This window comes from Streptomyces sp. 142MFCol3.1, assembly GCF_000424945.1.
Taxonomy (GTDB): Bacteria; Actinomycetota; Actinomycetes; order Streptomycetales; family Streptomycetaceae; genus Streptomyces; species Streptomyces siamensis.
This window is the reverse complement of sequence record NZ_AUKV01000001.1, coordinates 158,134-181,604: the sequence shown is the minus strand read 5'-3', so window position 1 is coordinate 181,604 and position 23,471 is coordinate 158,134. Positions and strand designations below refer to the sequence as shown.

At 73.4% G+C, this 23,471-nt stretch carries 20 protein-coding genes and 1 pseudogene; 8 read left to right on the top strand and 13 right to left on the bottom strand.

Going from position 1 to position 23,471, the window contains the following annotated elements:
* The first annotated feature begins 66 nt into the window (after positions 1–66).
* Together H305_RS0100815 and H305_RS0100810 are read left to right on the top strand one after the other, a co-directional pair.
* Positions 67–1,245, top strand: a complete 1,179-nt coding sequence (locus tag H305_RS0100815; protein WP_028798722.1) for a 4-hydroxybenzoate 3-monooxygenase — start codon at positions 67–69, stop codon at positions 1,243–1,245.
* Between the two features lie 47 nt (positions 1,246–1,292).
* Positions 1,293–2,729 carry a benzaldehyde dehydrogenase gene (locus tag H305_RS0100810; RefSeq protein WP_028798721.1) on the top strand — a complete coding sequence of 479 codons (1,437 nt, stop codon included), beginning with the start codon at positions 1,293–1,295 and terminating at the stop codon, positions 2,727–2,729.
* Between the two features lie 54 nt (positions 2,730–2,783).
* Here the strand turns inward: H305_RS0100810 and trxA are convergent, their stop codons facing one another.
* The gene (gene trxA / locus H305_RS0100805; protein ID WP_028798720.1) at positions 2,784–3,164 is read right to left on the bottom strand and encodes a thioredoxin; all 381 of its coding nucleotides are present in this window, start codon (positions 3,162–3,164) and stop codon (positions 2,784–2,786) included.
* Between the two features lie 121 nt (positions 3,165–3,285).
* On the opposite strand from trxA, the gene H305_RS0100800 reads away from it, so the two are divergent.
* Positions 3,286–4,713 (top strand): dihydrolipoyl dehydrogenase family protein, encoded by a 1,428-nt coding sequence (locus H305_RS0100800; RefSeq protein ID WP_028798719.1) that lies wholly within the window; start codon positions 3,286–3,288, stop codon positions 4,711–4,713.
* Between the two features lie 4 nt (positions 4,714–4,717).
* Here the strand turns inward: H305_RS0100800 and H305_RS0100795 are convergent, their stop codons facing one another.
* Complete coding sequence (locus tag H305_RS0100795; RefSeq protein ID WP_028798718.1) at positions 4,718–6,304, bottom strand: ABC-F family ATP-binding cassette domain-containing protein; 1,587 nt, start codon at positions 6,302–6,304, stop codon at positions 4,718–4,720.
* A gap of 575 nt (positions 6,305–6,879) precedes the next feature.
* Positions 6,880–7,536, bottom strand: coding sequence for a peptide deformylase (locus tag H305_RS0100790; RefSeq protein ID WP_028798717.1), 657 nt, complete (start codon positions 7,534–7,536; stop codon positions 6,880–6,882).
* Between the two features lie 222 nt (positions 7,537–7,758).
* Between H305_RS0100790 and H305_RS0100785 the strand changes: the two genes are divergently transcribed.
* Positions 7,759–9,144 carry a PepSY-associated TM helix domain-containing protein gene (locus H305_RS0100785; RefSeq protein ID WP_028798716.1) on the top strand — a complete coding sequence of 462 codons (1,386 nt, stop codon included), beginning with the start codon at positions 7,759–7,761 and terminating at the stop codon, positions 9,142–9,144.
* Positions 9,145–9,253: 109 nt separating this feature from the next.
* Here H305_RS0100785 and H305_RS0100780 read toward each other — a convergent pair whose 3' ends face one another.
* From H305_RS0100780 to H305_RS44120, 3 genes and pseudogenes are all read right to left on the bottom strand, one after another.
* Positions 9,254–9,601: a tetratricopeptide repeat protein gene (locus tag H305_RS0100780; protein WP_028798715.1), complete on the bottom strand. Its 348-nt coding sequence runs from the start codon at positions 9,599–9,601 to the stop codon at positions 9,254–9,256.
* A gap of 75 nt (positions 9,602–9,676) precedes the next feature.
* Complete coding sequence (locus H305_RS0100775) at positions 9,677–10,147, bottom strand: MarR family winged helix-turn-helix transcriptional regulator (RefSeq protein WP_028798714.1); 471 nt, start codon at positions 10,145–10,147, stop codon at positions 9,677–9,679.
* A 140-nt stretch (positions 10,148–10,287) separates the two neighbouring features.
* A pseudogene (locus H305_RS44120) lies at positions 10,288–10,740 on the bottom strand (MarR family winged helix-turn-helix transcriptional regulator); the annotation flags it as partial.
* Between the two features lie 175 nt (positions 10,741–10,915).
* On the opposite strand from H305_RS44120, the gene H305_RS0100765 reads away from it, so the two are divergent.
* On the top strand, positions 10,916–11,881 hold the full coding sequence (locus H305_RS0100765; RefSeq protein WP_028798713.1) for a pirin family protein: 966 nt from the start codon (positions 10,916–10,918) through the stop codon (positions 11,879–11,881).
* Positions 11,882–12,097: 216 nt separating this feature from the next.
* Here the strand turns inward: H305_RS0100765 and H305_RS0100760 are convergent, their stop codons facing one another.
* The 3 genes from H305_RS0100760 to H305_RS0100750 all read right to left on the bottom strand — a co-directional run bounded on the left by H305_RS0100760 (position 12,098) and on the right by H305_RS0100750 (position 15,846).
* Positions 12,098–13,468, bottom strand: a complete 1,371-nt coding sequence (locus H305_RS0100760; RefSeq protein WP_028798712.1) for a VWA domain-containing protein — start codon at positions 13,466–13,468, stop codon at positions 12,098–12,100.
* On the bottom strand, positions 13,465–14,325 hold the full coding sequence (locus H305_RS0100755) for an AAA family ATPase (RefSeq protein WP_028798711.1): 861 nt from the start codon (positions 14,323–14,325) through the stop codon (positions 13,465–13,467). Before H305_RS0100755 ends, H305_RS0100760 begins: the two co-directional genes overlap by 4 nt.
* A 165-nt stretch (positions 14,326–14,490) precedes the next feature.
* A complete protein-coding gene (locus H305_RS0100750) occupies positions 14,491–15,846 on the bottom strand; it encodes a hypothetical protein (protein WP_028798710.1) in 1,356 nt (451 codons plus the stop codon).
* Positions 15,847–15,959: 113 nt separating this feature from the next.
* Here H305_RS0100750 and H305_RS0100745 point away from each other — a divergent pair, with 113 nt between their 5' ends.
* Positions 15,960–17,186 (top strand): molybdopterin-dependent oxidoreductase, encoded by a 1,227-nt coding sequence (locus H305_RS0100745; protein WP_028798709.1) that lies wholly within the window; start codon positions 15,960–15,962, stop codon positions 17,184–17,186.
* 496 nt (positions 17,187–17,682) lie between these two features.
* Here the strand turns inward: H305_RS0100745 and H305_RS55940 are convergent, their stop codons facing one another.
* From H305_RS55940 to H305_RS0100730, 3 genes are read right to left on the bottom strand one after another with little or no spacing between them, the layout of a single operon-like run.
* Complete coding sequence (locus H305_RS55940; RefSeq protein WP_028798708.1) at positions 17,683–18,534, bottom strand: class I SAM-dependent methyltransferase; 852 nt, start codon at positions 18,532–18,534, stop codon at positions 17,683–17,685.
* Positions 18,531–19,151 carry a TIGR04282 family arsenosugar biosynthesis glycosyltransferase gene (locus H305_RS0100735; protein WP_028798707.1) on the bottom strand — a complete coding sequence of 207 codons (621 nt, stop codon included), beginning with the start codon at positions 19,149–19,151 and terminating at the stop codon, positions 18,531–18,533. Before H305_RS0100735 ends, H305_RS55940 begins: the two co-directional genes overlap by 4 nt.
* Complete coding sequence (locus H305_RS0100730; RefSeq protein ID WP_028798706.1) at positions 19,148–19,882, bottom strand: glycosyltransferase family 2 protein; 735 nt, start codon at positions 19,880–19,882, stop codon at positions 19,148–19,150. The genes H305_RS0100735 and H305_RS0100730 overlap by 4 nt, the downstream gene beginning before the upstream one ends.
* Positions 19,883–20,426: 544 nt before the next feature.
* On the opposite strand from H305_RS0100730, the gene H305_RS44115 reads away from it, so the two are divergent.
* The gene (locus H305_RS44115) at positions 20,427–21,113 is read left to right on the top strand and encodes a response regulator transcription factor (RefSeq protein WP_037762071.1); all 687 of its coding nucleotides are present in this window, start codon (positions 20,427–20,429) and stop codon (positions 21,111–21,113) included.
* 34 nt (positions 21,114–21,147) lie between these two features.
* Positions 21,148–22,260, top strand: a complete 1,113-nt coding sequence (locus H305_RS0100720) for a sensor histidine kinase (protein WP_028798705.1) — start codon at positions 21,148–21,150, stop codon at positions 22,258–22,260.
* A gap of 49 nt (positions 22,261–22,309) precedes the next feature.
* On the opposite strand, the gene H305_RS0100715 is transcribed toward H305_RS0100720, so the two are convergent.
* A complete protein-coding gene (locus H305_RS0100715) occupies positions 22,310–23,305 on the bottom strand; it encodes an NAD-dependent epimerase/dehydratase family protein (protein WP_028798704.1) in 996 nt (331 codons plus the stop codon).
* Between the last annotated feature and the right edge of the window lie 166 nt (positions 23,306–23,471).

The window sequence follows — 23,471 nt, the reverse complement described above, 5'->3', positions numbered from 1 at the left end:
CCCGCACCCGGGTCTGTGTGAGGCTGGGGGCTGTTCCCCGCGGACACCGGACTCCGGAGGCTCGACATGCGGACCACGGTCGGCATCATCGGCGGCGGGCCGGCAGGCCTGATGCTGGCCCGGCTGCTGCACCGGACGGGGATCGACTGCGTCGTCCTGGAGAGCAGGACACGGTCCTACGTCGAGCGGCGCCAGCGCGCCGGGATGCTGGAGCAGGGCACGGTCGACGCGCTGCGCGAGAGCGGAGCCGGTACGCGCCTCGGCGCCGAGGGCCTGGTCCACCACGGGATCGAGCTGCGCTTCGAGCGCGAGCGCCACCGCATCGACTTCCCCTCGCTCACGGGCGGCCGTACGGTCACGATCTACGCCCAGACGGAGATCGTGAAGGACCTCGTCGCCCTCCAACTCGCCGACGGGCCACCGCTGCTGTTCGGGGCGCGGGCGCTGGCCGTCGAGAAGGCGGAGAGCGAGGCGCCCGTCGTACGGTTCGTGCACGAGGGCCGCGAGCGCACCCTGACCTGCGACTACGTGGTGGGCTGCGACGGCTCCCACGGCATCGCCCGTGACGCCTTCCCCGCGGAGGTGAGCCGCACATACGCCCACGACTACCCCTACTCCTGGCTCGGCGTCCTGGCCGAGGTGCCGCCCTCCTGCGAGGAACTCGTCTACGCGCGCGGGCCGGGCGGTTTCGCGCTGCACAGCATGCGCTCGCCGTCGGTGTCACGGCTGTACCTCCAGGTCCCGAACAACACCGTCGGCGACGACTGGCCCGACGACCGCATCTGGGACGAACTCGCCGCGCGCTTCGCGATCGACGCCGACTGGCGGCTGGAACGCGGCCCGATCACCGCCAAAGGGGTGACCCCGATGCGCAGCCTCGTCCACGAACCGATGCGGTACGGACGGCTGTTCCTGGCGGGCGACGCCGCCCACATCGTGCCCCCGACCGGCGCCAAGGGACTCAACCTCGCGGTGTCCGACGTACGGGTCCTCGCCCGCGGCCTCGCCGAGCTCTACCGCACCGGGTCACCCGAACTCCTGGACGCCTACTCGGACTTGTGCCTCGAACGGGTGTGGCAGGCCACCCGCTTCTCGTACGACATGACCAGGATGCTGCACGCACAACCGGACGGGGACGCCTTCGACCACCAGGTGCAACTGGCACGGCTGCGCCGGGTCATGGCATCCCGATCCGCGGCGGCCGAACTGGCGGCCAACTACACGGGACTTCCGCTCACCGTGTGAGCCCCTCGGCCCCACTGGTGACCAGACAACGATCGGAGAGAGCCGTCATGCCGTTGCTCGACCCCACGAACTGGCAGTCCCGTCCCCTGTCGGGCGGCGGGCACACCGTCACCGAACCCGCCACCGGCGACTCGCTCGGTGCCGTCACCCTCGCCACCGCCGAGGACGTCGCCACGGCGGCCCGCACGGCCGGCGCCGCCCAGCCGGAGTGGGCCCGACTCCCGCACTTCGCGCGCGCCGCCGTGCTGCGCAGGGCGGGGGACCTCTTCGCCGCGCACGCCGACGAACTGCGCGACTGGATCGTCCGCGAGTCCGGTTCCATCCCCGGCAAGGCCGACTTCGAACTGCACGTCGCCGCCCAGGAGTGCTACGAGGCCGCCGGGCTCGCCTCGCGCCCGGTCGGCCAGATCCTGCCGTCGGAGGCCCCCCGCCTGTCGTACACGCGGCGCGTGCCCGTCGGCGTCGTCGGCGTCATCGCCCCCTTCAACGCCCCGCTCATCCTGTCGATCCGCTCGGTGGCCCCCGCGCTCGCCCTCGGCAACGGCGTCGTGCTCAAGCCCGACCCGCGCACCGCGGTCTGCGGCGGCCTGGCACTCGCCGCCGTCTTCGCCGAGGCGGGCCTGCCCGACGGGTTGCTGCAGGTCCTGCCGGGCGGCCCCGAGGCCGGACAGGCCCTCGTCGCCGACCCGCACGTGCCGGTGATCTCCTTCACCGGATCGACCGCGGCCGGACGCGCGGTCGGTGAGGCCGCGGGCCGTCACCTCAAGCGGGCGCACCTCGAACTGGGCGGCAACTCGGCTTTGATCGTGCTGGAGGACGCCGACATCGACGCGGTCATCTCCACGGCCGCCTGGGGCTCGTTCTTCCACCAGGGGCAGATCTGCATGACGACGGGCCGCCATCTGGTGCACGCCTCGCTCTACGAGGAGTACGTCGAGCGGCTCGCCGCCAAGGCCGACTCCCTCGCCGTCGGCGACCCCTACCGCGAGCAGGTGCACCTGGGACCGATCATCGACCGCGCCCAACTCGACAAGATCCAGGGGCTGGTGGAGTCGAGCACGGCCCACGGGGCGAAGCTCGCGGCCGGCGGCTCGCACGAGCGGCTCTTCTACCGGCCGACGGTGATCGCCGGGGTCGACGACACGACTCCCGCGTACACGGAGGAGGTCTTCGGCCCGGTCGCCCCCGTTCGCCCCTTCAGCACACCCGAAGAGGCCGCGGCCCTCGCCTCCGCGGGACCCTACGGCCTCTCACTGGGCATCGTCACCCGGGACACCGCGCGCGGCCTCGACCTCGCCGAGCGCATCCCGACCGGCATCGCCCACATCAACGACCAGACCGTCAACGACGAGGCCGTCGCACCCTTCGGCGGCATCGCCGCCTCCGGCACCGGGGCCCGCTTCGGCGGCGAGGCCAACCTGGACGCCTTCACCGACGTGCGCTGGACGACGGTGCGGGGCGACGTGGCCGCGTATCCGTTCTGAGGACGTGCGCACGACGGGCCGGCGGTCCCGAGGGACCGCCGGCCCGTCGTCCGCTCACTGGCCGTTCTGCTGGGCCTGCTGCTCCGCGATGGACTTGCGGACCTCGTCCATGTCCAGCTTCCTGGCCTGCCCGATGACGTCGTCCAGGGCGGCCTCGGGCAGCGCCCCGGGCTGGGCGAAGATCGCCACCTGGTCCCGCACGATCATCAGCGTCGGGATCGACTGGATGTCGAAGGCGGCGGCGAGCTCCGGCTGGGCCTCGGTGTCCACCTTGGCGAACACCAGGTCCGGGTTGGCCTGAGCGGCCTTCTCGTAGACGGGGGCGAACTGACGGCACGGCCCGCACCAGGACGCCCAGAAGTCGATCAGGACGAACTCGTTGTCCGCGACCGTCTGGTCGAAGTTCTCCTTGGTGAGCTCCACGGTGCTGCTCATGCGCGTTTCCTTCTTCCTCGGGTCCGGGTCATACCGGTTTGCACAACGCCGCCTTCCAGGGACGTATTCCGCGCACGTACCCATGTGGAAACCGCGCACACCACCGACCAGACTGGCCCCCATGACGGAAACGGAATCCATCGCCTATGACGTAGTGGTGCTCGGTGCCGGACCCGTGGGGGAGAACGTCGCCGACCGCACCCGCGCGGCCGGTCTGTCCACCGCGGTCGTGGAGAGCGAACTCGTCGGCGGCGAATGCTCGTACTGGGCGTGCATGCCCAGCAAGGCCCTGCTGCGCCCGGTGATCGCCCGCGCCGACGCCCGCCGCGTGCCCGGCCTGCGCCAGGCCGTGCAGGGCCCTCTCGACGCCCCCGCGGTACTCGCGCACCGCGACTACTACACGTCCCACTGGAAGGACGACGGCCAGGTCGCCTGGCTGGACGGCATCGGAGCGGACCTGTACCGCGGCCACGGCCGGCTCGCCGGACCGCGCACGGTGACGGTGGAGGGGGCGGACGGGACCCGGGTGCTCACCGCCCGGCACGCCGTCGCCGTCTGCACCGGAAGCCGCGCACTCCTGCCCGACCTGCCGGGACTCGACCAGGTCAAGCCGTGGACCAGCCGCGAGGCCACCAGCGCGCAGGCCGTGCCCGGACGGCTCGTCGTGGTGGGAGGAGGCGTCGTAGCCACCGAGATGGCCACCGCCTGGCAGGCCCTCGGCTCGCAGGTCACCCTCCTGGTGCGCGGCAAGGGCCTGCTGCCGCGCATGGAGAGCTTCGCCGGCGAACTGGTCGCCGAGGCGCTCACCGAGGCGGGCGTCGACGTGCGCACCGGTACGTCGGTGGCATCGGTGACGCGCGAGGGCTCCACGGTGGTAGCCGTGACCGACGCCGGCGACCGCATCGAGGCCGACGAGATCCTCTTCGCCACGGGCCGCGCGCCCCGCACCGACGACATGGGCCTCGACACGCTCGGCCTGGAACCGGGCTCATGGCTGGAGGTCGACGACAGCCTGCGGGTGACCGGCAGCGACTGGCTGTACGCGGTCGGCGACGCCAACCACCGCGCACTCCTGACCCACCAGGGCAAGTACCAGGCCCGGATCGCGGGGGCCGCCATCGCCGCCCGCGCCGCCGGGGTGCCCCTGCTGGAGTCCGACCCCTGGGGCGCGCACGCCGCGACAGCGGACCACTCGGCCGTGCCGCAGGTCGTCTTCACCGACCCGGAGGCCGCGGCCGTCGGGCTCTCCCTGGCCGAGGCGGAGCGGGCCGGCCACCGTGTGCGCGCCGTGGACGTCGACATGGCGTCCGTGGCGGGCGCGGGCCTGTACGCGGACGGCTACCGCGGCAAGGCCCGCATGGTCGTCGACATCAACCGCGAGATCCTCCTCGGCGTCACCTTCGTCGGCCCCGGAGTCGGCGAACTGATCCACTCGGCGACCATCGCCGTCGCCGGGCAGGTGCCGATCAGCCGCCTCTGGCACGCGGTCCCGTCCTACCCGACGGTCAGCGAGGTGTGGCTGCGCCTCCTGGAGGCGTACCGGGACTAGCGCGTCAGGCCAGGGACACCAACTCCAGGTACTCCTCGCTCCACAGGTCCTCGTCCGCGTCCGGGAGCAGCAGCACCCGGTCGGGACGCAGGGCCTCGATGGCACCCTCGTCGTGGGTGACCATGACGATCGCGCCCGGGTACGTGCCCACCGCGCCCAGCACCTCGGCACGGGAGGCCGGGTCGAGGTTGTTGGTGGGCTCGTCCAGGAGCAGCACGTTGGCGCCGGAGTGCACGAGACCCGCCAGGGCGAGGCGGGTCTTCTCGCCCCCGGACAGGACGCCGACGCGCTTGTCGGCCTCGTCGCCCGTGAACAGGAACGAGCCGAGCACCCGCCGCACCTCGCCGTCGGTGAGATGCGGCGCCGCCGCGGCCAGATGGCCCCGGACGGTGTCGGCGGGGTCCAGCGTGTCGTGCTCCTGGGCGAAGTAGCCCAGGCGCAGCCCGTGGCCGGGCACCACGCGCCCGCTGTCCGGGCGGTCCTGCCCGGCGAGGAGCCGCAGCAGCGTGGTCTTGCCCGAGCCGTTGAGGCCGAGGACCACCAGTCGGCTGCCCCGGTCGACGGCCAGGTCCACCCCGCTCAGGACGTGGTGATCGCCGTACGACTTGGACAGCGCGACCGCGCCGAGCGGCATCCGCCCGCAGGGGGCGGGCTCGGGCAGCCGGATCCTGGCCACCTTCTCCGCCCTGGTCACCGGTTCCAGGCCGGCGAGCATCCGGTCGGCGCGGCGGGCCATGTTCTTCGCGGCGACCGCCGTCGACACATAGGCGCGCATCCTGTCGGCCTGCGCGTGCAGCGCCGCCGCCTTCCGTTCGGCGTTCGCCCGCTCCCGGGCACGGCGGCGCTCGTCCGCCTCGCGCTGCGCGAGGTAGGCGTGCCAGCCGGTGTTGTGGACGTGGAGCGTGGCGTGGTGCGGGTCCAGGTGGAAGACGCGGTTGACCACGTCGGCCAGCAGCGAGGTGTCGTGGCTGATGAGCACCAGTCCGGCCCGATGGTTCGTCAGGAAACCGCGCAGCCAGGCGATCGAGTCGGCGTCCAGGTGGTTCGTCGGCTCGTCGAGCAGCAGCGTGCCGTGGTCCGCGAACAGGATGCGCGCCAGCTCGACGCGGCGTCGCTGTCCGCCGGACAGGGCGCCGACCGGCTGGTCCAGGACCCGGTCGGGGAGGCCGAGCCCCGCGGCCACCCGCGCCGCCTCGGCCTCCGCCGCGTACCCTCCGCGCGCCTGGAACTCGGCCTCGGCGCGCGCGTACGCGTTCATCGCGCGCTCCGACCCGTCGGCCATCGCGGCCTCGGCCGCACGGAGCGCGCGTACGGCCTCGTCCAGACCCCGCGCCGACAGGATGCGGTCGGTGACGGTGACCGCGGGGTCGGCGGCGCGCGGATCCTGGGGCAGGTAGCCGAGCGCCCCCGTCCGGGAGACGGACCCGGCGGCGGGCCGCGCCTGCCCCGCAAGGGTGTTCAGAAGGGTGGTCTTGCCCGCGCCGTTACGGCCGACCAGGCCGACGCGGTCGCCGGGGGAGACGTGGAAGGAGATGTCGGACAGCAGCAGACGGGCGCCTGCGCGCACGTCGACACCGCGAACGGTGATCATGGGAATTCGCTCCGGGAATCAATCGGCAGAAGGACACACGTGTGGCGTGGAAGCGGGTCCTTGAGCTAAGAGAGCCGGGGCGTAGACATGGGCCCAGGCTAACGAGCGCGGGTTGCGGACCGCCACCGGTTTTCGCTTCGCGAGCGGCTGCGGTGTCGGCCGGCAGGAGTGCCGGATCCCGTAGGCCGCCCGGTACCGGTGGGATCGGCCCGGACGGCCTCGTCCTCAATCGCCGGACGGGCCGGGAACTGCCGCCGGGCTGGCTGAGGAAGGGCCGGACGACGGGCCGGGAACTGCCGCCGGACGGGCTGAAAGGGGAACCCTACCCTCAGCGGCCTGCGAAAACCCGCGACGGACGTACCCGCACCCCCCTCTCACGGAAGGGGCCGTGACGGTGAATCACATGCCCGTTGCGGACGGCGACACGAACCCACCGCACTGACCCACCGGACCACTCGACGGCTGCAACGGGCGGATCACCGGCACGGACCCGACCCCCACCGGACGGACGGCGAAACGGCCGGAGCGCCCTCACACCCACCGACACGCCCGCCGCGCAGCTCGGCTCGGCGCCCTCACCCGGGCAGCGGAAAACCCAGGACCGCCGCGGCCCGTTCCGGCGTCGGCTGGCTCCAGAGTTCCGCCATCGCCTGGTTCGACGACAGGGACCGCAACTCGGCGCGGTCCAGGTACAGCGTCCCGTCGAGGTGATCCGTCTCGTGCTGGACGATGCGTGCGGGCCAGCCGCTGAACACCTCGTCGACCTCACGGCCCCGCTCGTCCAGCGCCCGCAGCCGCACCTGAGCATGCCGCTCCACGACGGCCTGCCAGCCCGGCACACTCAGGCAGCCCTCGAAGAACGCGGCCCGCTCCGCTCCGGCCCCCTCGTACGACGGGTTCACGAGCACCCGGAACGGCTGCGGTACCCGCCCCCGTGCGAGCCGCACCTCCTCGGACACCGGAGCCGGGTCCTCGATCACGGCGAGCCGCAGCGGCACGCCGACCTGGGGCGCCGCGAGCCCCACGCCGGGCGCCGCATGCATCGTCGCGCGCAGCGCGGCGACGAAACGGGCCAGCAGACCGGCGTCCAGCTGCCCGTCGAAGCGTTCGGCCGGCTGCCGCAGCACCGGGTCGCCGGCCGCGACGATCGGCAACGGCCCTTCGTGGTCGAGGAGTTCCTCGACCAGGTCGCTCAGAGGGCGGGACATGCTGGAGTCACGTTCGGATGCCATCGCGCCAGGATGCCAAGACGGACGGCACCGAGCGAGGCGGAGCCGGGCGAGTCCCGGAGCTTTCTCCCGCACCCACCCTCCCCCTCCTGTGACCCACGCCACACGAAGCCTGGGGAACTCGATGCGACCGCCCCGCGACTACTGGACCGCAACCCCGAACGGGAGCCCAATCCCCGTCCGGTGGCCCCTTTCCGTCCCCTGCCCGACCGGAGACCCCTGCCTGTGTCCACCGCGCCCTCGACCACGACGGACGACCCCACGCCCGACACACCGACCCCGTCACGAAGCATCCGGGCCACGCTGCGCCCCCTGGTCCTGCGTCTGCACTTCTACGCAGGCGTACTGGTCGCCCCGTTCCTGCTGGTGGCCGCCGCGACGGGATTCCTCTACGCCGCCTCGTTCCAGGCGGAGAAGATCGTGTACGCGCACGAACTGACCGTGCCGGCAGGCGACCGCGAACTGCCGTTGTCCGAGCAGGTGACCGCGGCCCGCAAGGCTCACCCCGAGGGCACGGTCTCGGCCGTGCGGCCCTCCCCGGAGGCGGACGCGACGACCCGGGTGCTGCTCACCGGCGTCCCGGGTGTCGACGCCGACCACACCCTCGCCGTGTTCGTCGACCCGTACACGGGGAAGGTGCGCGGAGCCCTGGAGCAGTACGGCTCAACGGGCGCGCTCCCGCTGCGCACCTGGATCGACGGGCTTCACCGGGACCTGCACCTCGGTGAGAACGGCCGGCTCTACAGCGAACTCGCCGCGAGCTGGCTGTGGGTGATCGCGGGCGGCGGCCTGGTGCTGTGGTTCGGCCGTCGAAGGGAGCGGCGCAAGGTGCGCGGCACCACCGGACGGCGCCGCACCCTCGGGCTGCACGGCACGCTCGGCGTCTGGGCGGCCACCGGCTTCGTCCTCCTCTCCGCGACGGGGCTGACATGGTCGGCGTACGCCGGCGCGAACATCGACGAGCTGAGGACCTCCCTCGGCCAGGCCACGCCCTCCGTCTCGGCCGCGACCGGCGGCGACCACGCGGCGCACAGCGGTGCGAAGTCCGGCGAGGCCGCCGTGCAAGACCTCGACGCCGTCCTCGCGGCGGCACGGGCCGAGGGGCTCGGCGACCCCGTCGAGATCGTCGCGCCCGCCGACGCCTCCTCGGCGTACGTCGTGAAGCAGATCCAGCGCAGCTGGCCCGAGAAGCAGGACTCGGTGGCCGTGGACCCGGCGACCGGCGAGGTCACCGACGAACTCCGGTTCGCCGACTACCCGCTGCTGGCCAAGTTGACCCGCTGGGGCATCGACGCGCACACCGGCACGCTGTTCGGCCTCGTCAACGAGATCGCGCTGATGGCCCTCGCGCTCTCGCTGGTGCTGCTCATCGTGTGGGGATACCGCATGTGGTGGCTGCGCGGCCGGGCGTCGGCGTTCGGGCGGCCCATTCCGCGTGGCGCGTGGCAGCAGGTCCCGCCGCAGATTCTGGTCACTGCTCTGGTGGCGGTCACCGTCGTCGGCTACTTCGTCCCGCTGCTCGGCATCCCGCTCGCCGTGTTCGTCGCCGTGGACGTCCTCCTCGGCGAGATCGCCCATCGCAGGGGGAGGCGCACGCCCGCCGCCGGATAGCGGGATCAGCTGAGTGTGGCGAGCGGCGACACACAAGGGGCCGGCCACCTCGAGTGGCCGGCCCCTGCGTCTGCGACGGACCTTTCGAGCGGCCCCGCCGGACAAGCGGTCACACCTGCTCGAAGTCCCCCGCGAGCGCGGAGGCGATGCGCATGTGCGACTCCGCCTCCTCGTGCCGCCCCTGGCGCTGGAGCGTGCGTCCCAGCATCAGCCGGGCGTAGTGCTCGACCGGGTCGAGCTCCACGAGCGTGCGCAGCTCCGTCTCCGCGCGGCGCAGCTGGGCCGAGTGGTAGTAGGAGCGCGCCAGCAGCAGCCGGGGTCCGACCTGCTCCGGCACCTCCTCGACCAGCCCGCCCAGAATCCGCGCCGCGGCTGCGTAGTCCCTGGCCTCGAAGAACATCCGCGCCCGCTCCCAGCGCTCCGCGGCCGTTCCGTGGTCGTAGTACGTCGTTTCCACTGCTGACCTCCTTCGACGGTCCACAACCGAGGTGTTTGGTTGAATATTCCACAACCGTGCTGAGGGTGCCGACCTCTACGCCCCGACCGCCTCGGCATCGATCGACTTCCCGTCGGCAAGCTCGGCATCGGCCCGCTCCGTGATCAGTGCCAGCACGCGACCGGCCGTCGCGAGGTCCTCGGCCGGAATGCCGGCGTAGAGCCGGGCCGCGATCGCGTTGCCCCCGGTGCGGACCGCTTCGAACAGTTCCCTGCCGCTGTCCGTGAGCGACACGTGGCCCGCCGCCGGCTCGTCCAGCAGCTTCCGTGCCGTCAGTTCCTCGACGGTCCCGTGGGCCTGCGACTCGTCGATCTTCAAGGCTCCGGTCAGGCGGCCCACGAGCCGGTCGCGCTCGACGGTCCCGCCGTTGTCGGAGACCGCGCGGAGGGCGACGGACTGGTGGAAGGTGGTGCCGGTGCGGGCCAGGACCTTCTCCAGGGCGGCGCGGCTCGCGTAGTGGGCGAGGCCGATGACCTGGCCGTTGACCGGGGGAGTGGTGGTGGTCATTTCGACTCCTTCTCGGAATGCGGATCGGATGGATCGGACGCGGCGGGCTCTTCCTGCGGGCCGGACTCCCCGCGCGCGCCGGGCGCTCGCCGTGCGGCGGCCCCCCGTGCGGCAGCCCCCCGTGCGCCGGGCTGGGCGTGCGGATCGAGAGGTACGTCGAGCAGGGTGGCCAGCTCGGCGCTGAACGCCCGCGTGCGTTCACCGTCGAGCCCGCCGAGGGGTTCGAGGAGCTGGTCCAGGAGGCCCTGGACGACCCTGACGGCGCGACGGGCGATCGTGCGCCCGTCCTCGGTCAGGGACAGCTGGACCGCCCGCGGGTCCGCCGGGTCCCGTACGCGGTCGACGAACCCGGCCGCCTCCAGGGCGCGGGCCAGCTTCGAGACGTAGAGCGGTTCGAGCCCGGTGTGATCGGCGAGCCGGCGCTGACTGGGGCGCACCCCGTCCCGCTGCATGCCGTACAGCGACGCCATCAGCGAGTACTGCGCGTGGGTCAGGCCGAGCGGGGCGACCGCACGGTCGACCGCCACACGCCATTTCATCGACAGACGCCAGACGAGGAAGCCGGGCGTCGCCTTGTCGGGTACCGAACTCATGGCAGTTACCGTACATAGCTACTATGTACATGGCTACTATTTTTTCCAGGGTCCACCCTATGGCCTACGCGCCTGCGACCGAGGACCTAGGACCCCTGCCGTCTCTCGGCCAAGCCCCCCGTACGGCGGTCCGACGGCCTGACGCAAGGTCCTCGACAGGGCTAGGTTGTGCCCCATGAGCAATCTTGATCGCGAGGCGGTTCCGGCCCTCTGCGGTGGCCGCGGGTTCGTGGTGGCCGAGCCGGTGCGCGAACTCCTCAGTCCCCGCCGGGTCAAGCTCGGCGAGTCCACCGAAGTCCGCCGACTGCTCCCCAACCTGGGCCGTCGCATGGTCGGCGCGTGGTGCTTCGTCGATCACTACGGGCCCGACGACATCGCGGACGAGCCCGGCATGCAGGTCCCGCCGCACCCGCACATGGGCCTGCAGACCGTCAGCTGGCTGCACGAGGGCGAGGTGCTGCACCGTGACTCCACGGGCAGCCTGCAGACCATCCGCCCGCGCGAACTCGGTCTGATGACCTCGGGACGGGCCATCAGCCACTCCGAGGAGAGCCCCAGGTCGCACGCCCGCTTCCTGCACGGCGCGCAGCTCTGGGTGGCCCTCCCCGACAGTCACCGCCACACCGAACCGCGGTTCGAGCACCACGCCGAACTGCCGGTCGTCACGGCACCCGGCCTCGACGCCACGCTCATCCTGGGGTCGGTCGACGGCGCGACCTCGCCCGGCACGACGTACACGCCGATCGTCGGTGCCGACCTGGCCCTCGCGCAGGGCGCCGACGTACGGCTGCCCCTGGAGCCCGACTTCGAGTACGCCGTGCTCTCCATGTCCGGCGAGGCGCACGTCGACGGCGTACCGGTGCTCCCCGGCTCGATGCTCTACCTCGGCTGCGGCCGCACCGAACTCCCCCTGCGGGCCGAGTCGGACGCGGCCCTCATGCTCCTGGGCGGGGAGCCCTTCGAGGAAGAGCTGATCATGTGGTGGAACTTCATCGGACGGACCGACGCGGACATCGAGCAGGCTCGGCAGGACTGGATGGGCGGCTCACGCTTCGGTGAGGTCAAGGGATACGACGGCGACCCGCTGTCCGCGCCCGACCTGCCCCCGGTGCCGCTGAAGCCGCGCGGACGGGTGCGTTGACCTGCGGAGATGCCCGCGCATCCAAGGCGTTGCCGACGATGTCGCCCCTGGCCGGACGAACACTGACGCGACGCCGGCTTCATTGACCCCCCGTCGGGGCAGACCGACCCCACCCGGAATTCACCGACCGATCTGCCGATCCGCGGCATGACTCTGCCGATCCGCGGCATGACGGGGCGGAGGATCGTCGGCGGGCGCCAGCGCTCGCGTGCTCGTTCAGACCGGCAGCAGCCGGGCGATCAACGCGCTGAGCTGCCGTGCGTTGCGGCACTCGTGCATCTCGACGAGTCCGGCGTAGGCGGGAGCGGCGGAGTCGCCGGTGCCCCACTGGGAACGCGGTTCGGGGTTCAGCCAGTAGGTGCGACGGGACCGCTCGGAGATGTCCCGCACGGCCGGCAGGTTCGGGTCGCTCATGTTCGTGCGGGCGTCACCGAGGACGAACACGGTCGTGCGGGGGCCCACGGCGTCGGCGTACCTTTCGGTGAACTCCCCGAACGCGACACCGTAGTCACTGCTGCCGTGCCACCCCGTCAGCGTGGCCTCGTCGCGGATGCGGGCGCTCAGTCCGTCGGAGTCGGCCGCGCCGCGTTCCAGCAGGCCGGTCACCTCGTCGATCCGGTTGACGAAGGCGAACACCCGCACCTTGCTGAACTGGTCGTGCAGCGCCTGCACCAGCAGCATCGTGAAGTCGGAGAACCCCGACACGGAACCCGACACGTCGCACACCAGCACCAGTTCCGGGCGGACGGGTCGGCGCCTGCGCAGCACGGGCCGCATCGGCACCCCGCCCGTCGACAGCGAGCCGCGCAGCGTCCTGCGCAGGTCGATGGTGCCGCGGGAGGCCCGGCGACGGCGTGCGGCGAGCCGGGTGGCCAGCTTGCGGGCCAGCGGCCGCACCACCTTGCGCAGTTCGGCGAGCCGGTCCCGCCCCGCGAAGAGGAAGTCGACCCGGTCCGCGGTCGGCGCCACCGCCCGCCGCGCGATCTCGTCCCGGCCGCGCCGCTCGGCCACCCGGCGCCGCGCCTCCGTGGCGACCTGCTGCCGGAATTCCTCGATGCGCCGCCGGATCTCGTCCTCCAGCAGCCGGTCGGTGAAACCGGCGGCGTCACCGCGGGCACGGACGGTGTCACGCACCCGGGCCATCAGCGTCTGCGGACGCAGCCGGTCCAGCGCCTGGTACGACGACCAGCCGTCACCGCCCGGCGTGGCGCCGTAGCCGCCGAAGCCGGCCACCGCCTCCTGCGCCAGCCGGGCCAGCATCGCCCGGTCGTCGGCGGCGAGCGCCTCGGCCAGCCGGCCGCGCAGGTCCTCCCGGTCCACCGTCGTGTCGGCGTCCAGGGCGCCGACGCGGCGCGGGAAATACACGTCGAAGACCGGGTCGAACACCCGCCGCTGCCCGGGGTTGTGCAGCAGCGTGGCGGCCAGCCCTTCGCGCAGCCGTTCGCGGTCGGCGAGTCCGAGCGCCTCCAGTGCCTGCGCGGCGTCCACGCTCTCCCCGGTGCCGATGCGCACACCGTGCGAGCGCAGCGCGCCGACCAGGCCGGTCAGCCGTTCCGCGAGGTCCGCGGCGGGCGCCGGAGAGGTCACAGGGAGTCCAGGTCGAGCTTGGCCGCCGCCTTGAGGACATCGTCCTGGTGCTTGAGGATGACGCCCAGACTGTCGCGTACGACGGTCTCGTCCAGGGTGTCCGCGCCGAGCGCGAGGAGGGTGTGGGCCCAGTCGATGGTCTCCGCCACCGAAGGCACCTTCCGCAGGTCCATCTCGCGCAGCGCGCCGACCACCCGCACCACGGACTCCGTGAGCGCCGCGTCGAGGCCCGGCACCTTCAGCCGTACGATCCGGCGCTCCAACTCCTCGTCGGGGAAGCCGATGTGGAGGAAGAGACAGCGGCGGCGCAGCGCTTCGGACAGCTCGCGGCTCGCGTTCGAGGTGAGTACCACGAACGGGCGGCGGGTCGCGGTGACGGTGCCGAGCTCGGGGACGGTCACCTGGAAGTCGCTGAGCACTTCGAGCAGCAGGCCCTCCACCTCGACGTCGGCCTTGTCGGTCTCGTCGATGAGCAGCACCTTGGGGTCGTCCCCGCGGATCGCCGTGAGCAGCGGGCGGGGCAGCAGGAACTCCTCGCTGAAGATGTCCGTGCGCGTCTCGTCCCACGTCTCGTCCCGCCCGGCGCTGATGCGCAGCAGCTGCTTGGCGTGGTTCCACTCGTACAGCGCCCGGGACTCGTCGACCCCCTCGTAGCACTGCAAGCGGATCAGCCGGGCCCCGCCGACCTGGGCGACGGCCTTGGCGAGTTCGGTCTTGCCGACGCCTGCCGGGCCCTCCACCAGAAGCGGCTTGCCGAGCCGGTCGGCGAGGAACACCGTGGTGGCGACGGCGGGCGACGCGAGATAGCCGGTGTCGGCGAGGCGCGCGGTGACATCGTCGACGGACGTGAAAAGCAACGGGGCCTCCAGCTCGGCACGGGCCAGGTCGGGCCCTACTATCTAAGCGCTTGTTCACTGCTTCTGTCACCTGTGACGGCGCCCACGCCGCAGGCCCGCGCAGGGCACCCGCCGGGGCGGACGCCGGACGCCCTGTCGGGTCGGGGACACCGGGACGCTCCGGCGTCACCAGCCGGTCAGCAGCAGGTGGTTGAGGAGCAGGGCGAGCACGGCCTGCGCGGCGAGCCAGCCGCGGGGCCGGGGCAGCAGCGCGCCCGCCGCGAGCAGCCACATCGCGAACGGCAGCCAGATCCGCTCCGTCTCCGCCTTGCTCATCCCGGACAGATCGGCGACGAGGAGGGCGAGCAGAGCGGTGAGCACGAGCAGCGCGAGACGGGCTTCCGGCACGCTGCCGGGCATCCGGGGTCCCTTGCGGAGAACGGCCCGTAGCTCACCGAGCACCGGCGTCGCGCAGACGCGTCGCAGCCCCGCCACCGTCGCCGGGCCCACGACCAGCACCGTGCACGCGAGGTTCGCCCACACCCAGTAGCCGCACGGCCGGATGCCGCCCGCGCCCTCGTAGTAGCGGGTGACCAGCAGCCGGTACGCCTCCCACCAGTCGAAGCCGAGCAGCGTGAACACCAACGGCACGACCGCGGCCCCGGCGACGACGTAGGGCAGCGGGCGCAGCCGACGGGAGCCGAGGAGCAGCGCGGCGGCGGCGATCAGCGCGAACAGCGTCAGCCCGTAGGAGAGGTAGCAGGTGAGGCCGAACAGGAGGCCCGAGGCGAGACCGCAGGACCGCGGGCGGTGCCCGGTGACGGCGAGGGCGAGGAACGCGACGGCCCACGCGGCGACGGCCGCGAAGTAGCCGTCCGCGGAGGTGCCCATCCATACGGCTGCCGGGGCGAGCACGAGGAACGGCGCGGCGCGGCGGGCCAGCGCCTCCCCGCAGAGCACCCGCACGGCCACGAGGACCGCGGCCGGTGCGGCCGCCCCAACGACGATGCACCAGACCCCGGCCCACGCGCCGCCGCCCAGCCCGATCCGGTCCAGCAGGACGAACGTGACGGTGGCGGCCGGGGGATGCCCGGCCACATGGGCCGGCCAGTGGTCCGGCGAGTGGATCAGGATGTGGTGGGTGAAGTCCCGGAGCGTGCCCGGGATGTCATGGAAACGGTCGATGACCTGGAGATACTCGTACCCGGTCGTGAGGCGCTGCGCGATCCCGCGCTGCCAGCCGTCGACCAGCGCCAGCGCGGACGTCCACGCCGTGGCCGTGCCCCAGGCGGCCCACAGCAGGGCGCGCCAGGGCAGCCGGGCGGCGAGGCGCGGACCGTACGCGACCACGGCGACCGCCACGACGAGCGCGGCGGCTGTGCCGGGTCCCGCGTGCGGTTCCCAGTGGGCGTACAGCGGTGGCCAGGACACGTGCAGGGTGCCGTGGCGGTGTTCGATCCGGCCGCCGATCAGGACGGCGGCCGCGACGAGCAGGGCGGCGGCCGACACGGCGTACAGGTCACGGAGAAGATCGCGGTTCACACCGGCACGCTAGGCCGCGGCACTCCCTCGACCGCCGCCGCTCGTGTGGATGTCAGAGTTTCGTCATGGTTCGTGGCCCCTTTCGGGCGGTGTCGCGGGCCTACGGTCGGGCCATGCCTCGGTCTCCCTCCTCGCCCGCCTTCTGGCGCAGCCCGTTGCGCGGCCCATGGTTCACCGCCGTGCTCGGCGTCGTCCTGCTCGGCGGGATCACGGTGCTGTTCGTCACCGGGCTCGTGTCGTACGCCGCCTACAACCCGGATCTGTCGCCGGTCAACGACAAGACCCCCGACAAGGGGCTGCTCGCCTTCTACCTGTTCTCCTGGCCGACCGGCCCGGTCTGGCTGTACCGCCTCACCCAGGGCGTGCACGTGACGCTGGGCATCGTGCTCGTCCCCGTCCTGCTCGCGAAACTGTGGTCGGTCGTGCCGAAGCTTTTCGCGCTGCCGCCCGCACGGTCGCTCGCCCACGCGCTGGAGCGGATCTCGCTGCTCCTGCTGGTCGGTGGCGGGCTGTTCGAGTTCACCACCGGGATCCTGAACGTCCAGCTCGACTACGTCTTCCCCGGCTCGTTCTACCCGCTGCACTTCTACGGGGCCTGGGTGTTCTTCGCCGCGTTCGTGGCACACGCCGTGCTCAAGATTCCGGCGGCGCTCCGCGCGCTGCGCCACCCGCACGACGAACAGGGAGACCTGGTCCCACCGGAGCCCGCCGAGCCCACCGTCTCGCGGCGCGGTGCCCTCGCTGTCGTGGGCGGCGGCTCGTTGCTGCTGTTCGTCACGACGGCCGGCCGCAGCTTCGACGGGCCGCTGCGCCGAACCGCCCTGCTCACGCCGCACGGGGGCCCCGAACCGGGCGGCGGGCCCGCCGGGTTCCAGATCAACAAGACGGCCGCGTCGCGGGGGATCAGCGCGAGCGAGACGACCGAGGAGGCCTGGCGGCTGGTCGTGCGGGGCGGTGGCCGCACGGTGCGGCTGAGCAGGTCCGATCTGCTCGGACTACCGCAGCACGGTGCCGCCCTGCCCATCGCGTGCGTGGAGGGCTGGTCCACCTCCGACCAGTGGTGGCGGGGGGTGCGGCTGCGCGACCTGGCGGCACTCGTCGGGTACGAGCCCCAGGCGGCGCCCGACGTCCTGGTGGAGTCCCTCCAGCGGCACGGCGCCTTCCGCAGCGCGGCGCTGCGCGACAACCAGGTGCGCGACCCGCGTTCCCTGCTCGCACTCTTCGTCAACGGCGCGCCGTTGACGCCCGATCACGGCCACCCGGCGCGCGTCATCGTCCCCGCGGCGCCCGGTGTGCTCAACACCAAATGGGTGGCCCGGATGACGTTCGGAGACCTGTGATGAGGCGGCCGGTGATGAGACGGCCCGCGATGCGGTGGCCCTCGATGAAGCGGCCGGTGGTGAGACGGCCCGCGATGCGGTGGCCCACGATGAAGCGGCCCGTGCTGAGGTGGCCCGCGTTGCGACGGCCCACGATGACGCGGTCCGCTCGCGCGCGGTCCGGTATTCGGCGGGCCGCGCGGCGGCCGCTCCGCTCCTACGTCGGGAGCCCGCTGCAACTCCTGCTGCTCGCCTGCTCGTTCGCGCTCGCCGGATACGCGGGGGTACGGCTCCTCGCGGACGACTGGTTCGCCGTCGCGCTCTGGTTCGTGGGCGCCGCCGTGCTGCACGACCTGGTGCTGGTGCCCCTGTACGCGGGAGCCGACCGGGCGCTGATCGGAACCCTGGACAGGGTGGGCCGCCGGGAGTGGACGCTCTACGTCCGTGTCCCGGCGGCGCTCTCCGCGCTCCTCCTGCTCGTGTGGTTCCCGCTCATCACCGGACAGGTCGCGGACCGCTACCGGTCCGCGACGGGCCTGCCCGGCGACGGCTTCCTCGCCCGCTGGCTGCTGATCACGGCGGTGCTGTTCGGCGGTTCGGCGGCGCTGCTCGTCCTGCGGACATGGCGCGCCGCGCGGTCGGACCGGTTGCGCAGGGCGGCGAAGGAACGCCCGCCGGCCGCCCACTGACCCTCCGGGCGCCAGCCCGCGCCCACCCCGTGCCGCAACAGGGCCGGGGTGCCGACGCGGGCCCAGGGGAACGCCGGCCCGCCGACGCCGCCCTGGGCGTCGAGGGCCCGTACGACATGGACGCTGACACGTTCGTCGACGTCCATGTCCGGGAGCGTCTCGGCGAGCAGCAGGCCGCCGGGCGCCACCAGCTGGGACAGCCGGCGCAGCAGGGCGGCCGGGTCGCCGCCGATGCCGATGTTGCCGTCGACGAGAAGGGCGGTGTCCCAGCGACCCTCACCGGGGAGCGGTTCGAACACGGACCGGCGCAGCGCCTGTCCGCCGAGCCGCAGGGTCCGGGCCACCGCGGTCTCGCTCACGTCGATGCCCAGCGCGCGGTGGCCGCGGGCCGCGAGCTCGGCGACCAGCCGCCCGGGGCCGCAGCCGACGTCCAGCACGGCGCCCTCGCAGCGCCCCAGGACCTGGAGGTCCACCGCGTCGGCCCGCGCGCACCAGCGTTCCACCTCCAGGGGCAGCAGCCAGCCGTCGGTCCGGCGCAGGAAGAGCGGACCCCGGCCGCGCGCCAGGGCGTCCGCGTACGGGTCGGCGCCCCAGGGGCCCGGTGCGCCGGTTCCCGGGGCGGCCGCCGACCGGTCCGGACCGGCGACCTCGGCGGCGGTGGTCTCGCGAGCGCTGTTCATCGGTCACCGGCCGCCGCTCCGAGGCGGCTCAGCTCGGCCGCGAAACGGCCAGCGGGTGCCGAGGCGGCGACCGCCTCCACGTCCGCGGCTGTGTCGACGTCCCGCAGCCGGGGCAGATCGCGCACCCGCAGGCCCGCGGCCGTGAGGCGGTCCCGCTGCACGGCGCCGGTGGTGGGCGTCGACATCGGAACGCCCCGCAGGAGCGCGGGATCGGGTGCGGCGAGCCCCAGAGCCCAGAAGCCGCCGTCCTCGGCCGGCCCGAACCAGGCGTCGCAGTCGGCGAAGTCCACTGTGAGCAGCGCCGGCGTCACCTGGGGCGTGTCCATCCCGATGAGCAGCGCGGGTCCGGTGCATCCGGCGAAGGCCGCGGCCAGCCGCTCGTCGAGCCCGCCCGCGCACTGCGGTACGACGTCGAAGCCGGGGGGCAGCCAGGCGCCGGGCGCTCCGTCGAGCACCAGGACACGGCGCGCCGCGGGCGTCGCGGCCACCGCGCGCAGGGTGTCCACGAGCGCGGCTTCCGCGAGCGTCGCCGCCTCCCGGGGCGTGAACGGAGGCGTCAGGCGGGTCTTGACCCGTCCCGGCCGCGGTTCCTTGGCGATGACGAGGAGCGTGGTCACTGGGTGGTTCCTCCGGGGGACGGGGCGGCCGCGGGGGCGGCGCCGGGCGGCTCGGCCAGCACACGGCGCATGTCCCGCACCGCGTGCCAGGTGCCGCGCCACGTGCCTGTCACCTTGGACGCGCCGGTGCGCGGCAGATAGGGCACGTCGTGCTCGGTGACGCGCCAGCCGGCGTCGGCGGCGCGGACGACCATCTGGAGCGGGTAGCCGCTGCGGCGGTCGGTGAGGCCGAGGGTGAGCAGGGGCTCGCGGCGCGCCGCGCGGAGCGGCCCCAGGTCGCGCAGGCGCAGCCCCGTGCGACGGCGCACCATCCGGGCGAGCACGGCGTTGCCCGCGCGGGCGTGCGCGGGCCAGGCGCCTCGTTCGCGTGGGCGGCGCCGTCCGAGCACCAGGTCCGCCCCGCCGTCCCGTACCTCGCGCACGAACGGCACGAGCAGCGACGGGTCGAGCGAGGCGTCGCAGTCGCAGAAGCACACGATGTCCGCGGTGGCGGCGGTGAGGCCGGCGTGGCAGGCGGCGCCGAAGCCGCGGCGCTTCTCGCGCACGACGGTCGCGCCGAGGGCGCGGGCCAGTTCCGCCGAGCCGTCGGTGGAACCGTTGTCCACGACGAGGGCGCGCCAGCCGGGCGGGATGCGGGCGAGCACCCAGGGGAGGGCCTCGGATTCGTCCAGGCAGGGCAGGACCACGTCGACTTCCGGGTCCGGGGAGGGAGAGGTCGTCACGGCGTTCACCCTACGAACGCGAAGGGGAGATATCGGACTTCAGATCCTTACGAAACACGGACGTCGGACAGGGCCGGCAGCATCGCAGACGGACCGGTGGGAGGCTGGACCCATGCAGCAGCCGTACGAATCCGCAGGCACGCGGCACCGGGACGCTCCGGCCCCCGACGGTCGAGCTCCCGACGGCCGCGACCCCGTACCGCCCGGCTCCGCCGAGCCCGCGGGACCGGGACCGGGACCGGAGGCTCCGTCGGAGGGCGCACCTCGCGATCCCGTGACGGCCGGACCGCACGCTCCGTCCGGCACCGGACCGCACGCAGGCCCCGGACCTCGTACGCAAGAGCGCTCCGGACGCGGCGCGCACGAAGGGGCCGGGCACGGTGGGAGCGAAGGGGCCGGGCACGGTGGGCGCGAGGGCTCAGAGCACGGTGGACCCGACGGCTCCGGGCACGGTGGACTCGGCTCGGAGCACGGTGCGCACGACGGCTCCGGGCCCCGTGAAGCCGTACCCGCCGCGCGCGTTCCCGGCGGGTACGGGGAGGCCGCCCGTGTCCTGGTCGTGGACGACGATCCGACCGTCGCCGAGGTCGTCTCCGGCTACCTCGACCGCGCGGGATACCTGGTGGACCGTGCCGCGGACGGGCCTTCCGCGCTCGCCCGCGCCGCCGCGCACCGGCCCGACCTGGTGGTGCTGGACCTGATGCTGCCGGGCATGGACGGGCTGGAGGTGTGCCGCCGGATGCGCGGCCACGGCCCCGTGCCGGTCATCATGCTCACCGCGCGCGGTGACGAGGACGACCGGATCCTGGGTCTGGAGGTCGGCGCCGACGACTACGTCACCAAGCCCTTCAGCCCCCGCGAACTGGTGCTGCGCGTGGAGTCGGTGCTGCGCCGCAGCAGGCCCGCCCCCGCGGCCCGGCCCCTCGCCACGGCCGGACTGGCCATCGACCCGGCGGCCCGCCGTGCCACCAAGCACGGTGAGGAACTAGCCCTCACCATCCGCGAGTTCGACCTCCTCGCCTTCTTCCTGCGCCATCCGGGCCGGGCCTACAGCCGCGAGGACCTGATGCGCGAGGTGTGGGGCTGGGACTTCGGCGACCTGTCGACCGTCACGGTCCATGTGCGCCGACTGCGGGGCAAGGTCGAGGACGACCCGGCGAGCCCCCGGCTGATCCAGACGGTGTGGGGCGTCGGCTACCGCTTCGACGGCCCATCCCGTGAGGAGGCGGTCCGTCCATGACCACCGCCCTGCCGCGCGAGGAGGCGGCCTGACCATGCACGACATACTGCTCATGGCGCTGTACGCCTTCCTGGGAGCCGCGGCCGCCGGGCTGCTCGGCGCGGTCGCCCTGTGGCTGCTGCGGCGACGGTCGCTCACCGCGTCGCTCGGCGTCGTCGCGGCGGTCGCCGTGACCGCCATGCTCGCGGGGACGCTCGCCGTGGCCTGGGCGATGTTCCTGTCCTCCCACGACCTGACCGTGGTGACCACGGTCGTCGCCATGGCGGCCGTGGTGTCCCTGGCCACCGCACTGCTGCTGGGCCGCTGGGTCGTGGCGCGCAGCCGGGCGCTCACCCTCGCCGCCCGTTCCTTCGGTGACGGCGGCGACTTCGCCGCGCCCGACGGCCCCGCGACCGCCGAACTGGAGGCGCTGGGCCGGGAACTGGCGGCCACCAGCGCGAAGCTGGCGCAGTCCCGTGAGCGTGAGCGCGCCCTGGAGACCTCGCGCCGCGAACTGGTCGCGTGGATCTCGCACGACCTGCGTACCCCGCTGGCCGGACTGCGCGCGATGTCCGAGGCGCTGGAGGACGGGGTGGCGGCCGACCCCGATCGCTATCTGCGCCAGATGCGCACCGAGGTCGAACGGCTCAACGGCATGGTGGGCGACCTGTTCGAACTGTCCCGCATCCATGCGGGCGCACTCGCGCTCTCCCCGTCGCGCGTCTGTGTGTACGACCTCGTCGGCGACGCCCTCGCGGGCGCGGACCCACTGGCCCGCGAGCACGGGGTCCGGCTGGTCGGCGACCGTGTCGAGTCGGTCCCGGTCGAGGTGGACGGCAAGGAGATGAGCCGGGTCCTGGGCAATCTGCTGGTGAACGCGATCCGCCGGACGCCGGCCGACGGTACGGTCGCGGTCGCCGCCGAACGGTCGGACGAGGGGGTCGTGCTGTCCGTGACCGACGGCTGCGGCGGCATCCCCGAGGAGGACCTGCCGCGCGTCTTCGACACGGGCTGGCGCGGCACGAACGCCCGTACCCCTCCCGCCGGAGCCGGCCTGGGCCTCGCGATCGTCCGCGGCATCGTGGAGGCCCACCAGGGCCGGGCCGCCGTGCGCAACGTCCCCGGAGGCTGCCGCTTCGAGGTCAGACTGCCCACGGCCGAGGTGTGAGCGGCGCACGCGGGCGAGAGCGAGAGGCTCCCGCGCAGGAGTGGCGTCGCTACTCCCCACGCAGTCGCGCGGTCGCGAACTCCCGCATCCCTTCGGCGAATCCGACCTCGGCCTTCCAGCCCAGCTCGGCCCGCAGTCGCGTCGAGTCGGCGGTGATGTGCCGCACGTCCCCGAGCCGGTACTCCCCGGTCACCACGGGCTCGGGGCCCCGGGACGCCGCCGCGAGGGCCTGTGCCATCTCGCCGACCGTGTGCGGTTCGCCGCTGCCGGTGTTGTAGGCCGTGAGCGCGCCCGCGCGTGAATCCGCCTCCAGAGCGGCCACGTTGGCCGCCGCCACATCCCGTACGTGCACGAAGTCCCGCCGCTGGCCGCCGTCCTCGAAGACGCGCGGCGCCTCGCCCCGGGCGAGAGCCGAACGGAAGAAGGAGGCGACCCCGGCGTACGGGGTGTCGCGGGGCATCCCGGGGCCGTACACATTGTGGTAGCGCAGCGACACCGCGCTGCCACCGGTGGACCGGGCCCACGCGGCCGCCAGATGTTCCTGGGCCAGTTTCGTGGTGGCGTAGACGTTCCGCGGATCGGCGGGGGCGTCCTCGCCGACCAGCCCCGGGGTCAACTCCGCACCGCAGCGCGGACACCGGGGCTCGAACCGCCCCGCGTCCAGGTCCGTCACGGCACGGGGCCCGGGACGTACCGCCCCGTGCCGTCCGCACGCGTACGCGCCCTCGCCGTACACGACCATGGAGCCGGCGAGCACGAGCCGCCGCACCCCCGCGTCGGCCATCGCGGACAGCAGCACCGCCGTGCCGAGGGCGTTGCGCGACACGTACTCCGCCGCGTCGCCGAAACCCGTGCCCAGTCCGACCATCGCCGCCTGGTGGCACACGGCGTCCACCGTCGGGAGGGCGGTGGCGACCGCGTCCGCGTCACGCACGTCGAGGCCGTCGCGCAGGTCGAACGCGAGCGGCTCGTGCCCCCGCGCCCGCAGCGCCCGCACGACATGGGACCCGATGAACCCGGCGTCGCCGGTGACCAGTACTCGCATGCCGCTCACGCTAGGGCTGCGGCCCGCCCCACGGCAGCAGCGCGCCCGTCACGTCACGGCTCCGTAAGACCTCCACCGCACGAGGCCCCTTCCCCGCACCGCTCCACCGCCGGAGCCTCACCCGGTCACGCTCCAGCGTCGCACGATCGCCTGGCGTCATAAAATT